Annotated in this window: 3 protein-coding genes; all 3 read left to right on the top strand. The window is 59.5% G+C overall.

Annotated features, from left to right (window positions below):
* Positions 1-817, top strand: an 817-nt coding sequence (locus LQV45_RS26690) for a hypothetical protein (protein ID WP_230009746.1), incomplete at its 5' end; no start/stop codon positions are given.
* A gap of 173 nt (positions 818-990) precedes the next feature.
* Positions 991-1,584 carry an LPXTG cell wall anchor domain-containing protein gene (locus tag LQV45_RS26685; protein ID WP_230009743.1) on the top strand — a complete coding sequence of 198 codons (594 nt, stop codon included), beginning with the start codon at positions 991-993 and terminating at the stop codon, positions 1,582-1,584.
* Between the two features lie 298 nt (positions 1,585-1,882).
* Positions 1,883-2,255 (top strand): VanZ family protein (locus LQV45_RS26680; protein WP_230009740.1); only part of this gene is annotated, 373 nt, incomplete at its 3' end.

Here is a 2,255-nt window from a genome sequence, read left to right as displayed (position 1 = left end):
GGAAATAGTCGACCCCGAGCTCCTGGCGCTCACTGGCGGCGGACTACCAGCGCAGCTGAGCGGTACGAATGTCGTGCCGACCCTGCTTTCTGACGTCTACGCCAAAATTCCGTCGCCTAAATTTCAGGATGTCTACTTTGCGGGGGTGGCCAAAGAAGTCTTCAGCGCGCTTTCCACTGGTGGTAAGGGAGACGCCAAGAGCCTTATCGAGGGTATTACGCGTGGGGCATCTGAGGGCCGAATTCTGCTGTGGTCGGCGGAAGCGCAGGAGCAGGCGGTCATTGCCAAGTATCCGGTGAGCGGATCTATCGACGGCCCAAGCGTAGCCCCCGCACAGTTTGGCGTCTATTTCAACGACGGCACTGGCGCCAAGATGGACTATCACGTCAAGCGAACCGTTCAACTAGTCAGGAAATGTAATGTCGACGGGTTTGAACAAACTACTGTCCGCATTACCAGCACAAACACGGCGCCGGGAGATGCAGCCACGTCGCTGCCGCCCTACGTCACCGGCGCAGGCGCCTTCGGTGTAGCTGTAGGTTCAGTACAAACAAATGTGATCGCGTACGGCCCGGCGCAGGCCAATGTGGAAACAGCGCATGTCAACGGCCAGAAAACAGACTTCGCCGCCTACCGCCACGCGAATAGGCCCGTGGGAACGGTGACCGTAACCCTGGCACCCGGCCAGAGCAGCACGGTGGAGCTGACGTTCGGGAAAATTGTCCAGCATACGGAACCTAACCTGGTTGTCACGCCAACTGTCCAGCCTGTCAAGGAAGTCATCCTGGCTACCGAGAATGTCGCCTGCAATCCGTGAAGTAAACGTCACGTTAACGGTATGTAAAGCGGCTTGATTCACTTTGGTCACACGCGTAATGGGTGCTAGTGTCTGCATGGGCTTATCAAATGAGATTTCAACCTACGGTCACTCGGGGGACTAGGAAATCTCCAAATCGCGTGACACTCGTATATACGGTCTCAGGGGGACACATGAAGAAAACACTTGCAACAATCACACTCGCGGGCTCGATCGCCCTCATTGGCGCATTTCCCGCAGTAGCTGCGGATCACTACCCGGCACCGCCCGCCAACGCCGCAGTCTCTGATGGCGTTGTGGGCCCGGGAGCCCAGTTCGTTTTCCGTGGCCACGGCTTTAAGGCCGGCGAAGGCCTCGTCATCAAGGTCACGCCCGTGACTAAGCCTGCATCGAATGGTGCAAGCGTCAACGGCCGCGGCATGAGCGTTACCGGCAAGATCACCCTGCCGCTGGCACCGCAGCAGTTCTCCGCTAAGGCCGATGGCAATGGCTCCTTTGCCCTCCCGCTCAGCATCAGCGAGCCGGGCGTTTACACCATCACCGCGACTGGTGTGGAGTCTGGCGTCACCGCTACCTCGAGCATCACGGTGGAAGGCGCCGCAGTGGCGCCGGCCTCCACGACCTCCACATCGACCAGCGGGCTGGCCAACACCGGCGCTGATTCCAACCTCATGATCTGGTCCCTGGTGGGCGCAGGTGCCCTGGCAGCCGGCGTAACCTCCGTTGTGGTGGTTCGCCGCCGCGCCAAGGCCGAGGTTGCAGTCTAGGCTCCAAGCCAATCCACATTAAAGATGGTGGTGGGGTTCATCGGGATACCGATGAATCCCACCACCATTCGTGTTAACACGTCATGGGGCCTGTCATGGCCAGTTGTGGTATTTACTAAGGCTATGGGGAGACCGGAATTTAAGGGGAGACATTGGCGCACAAAAAGAAGATGGCATCCGGGCTTTGTTATACCGTTGCCCACCAGACAGGCGCTCCCCTACATCCTCTTGACGCTCCTGGCCACCGTCGCCTTGGGAACGGCGGCGTTGGCCGTTCTGAAGACCTCCTAGGGCCACTGTGAGGACGCTGGGACGGCCCCGGCTCTGGCAAGGAGTCCTGGGCGGTGCATTTATCCTGCTGGCGATTATCGGCTTTTGGCCCAGCCCCGTGGACCGGCCCGTCCAAGGCGAACTTGCCGCCTTTCTATTTTTGCTCCATGCGCTTGGCTTTCCCGGCTGGTTTAATTACGCGTTCGTGGAGGCCTCCGCCAACGTGGTGCTTTTTATCCCCGTGGGAATCGCGGCCACTTTGGCCTTTCCCGGCCGGAAATGGTGGCAAATCGCGGCCCTGGGACTGCTGGCCTCCGCGTGTATGGAACTGGGCCAGTTGCTGTTCCTTAGCAGCCGCTTCGCGAGCCCACTGGATGTTTTGACCAACACCGCGGGTTGCC

Source organism: Microbacterium sp. Bi128, assembly GCF_918698205.1.
Note: the sequence above shows the minus strand (reverse complement) of the source record. Positions and strands in the feature narration are given on the sequence as shown.

What these genes read in the sequence shown, in the direction of transcription:
- LQV45_RS26685 (WP_230009743.1), top strand. Translation starts at nt 991, where the DNA reads ATGAAGAAAACACTTGCAACAATCACACTCGCGGGCTCGATCGCCCTC.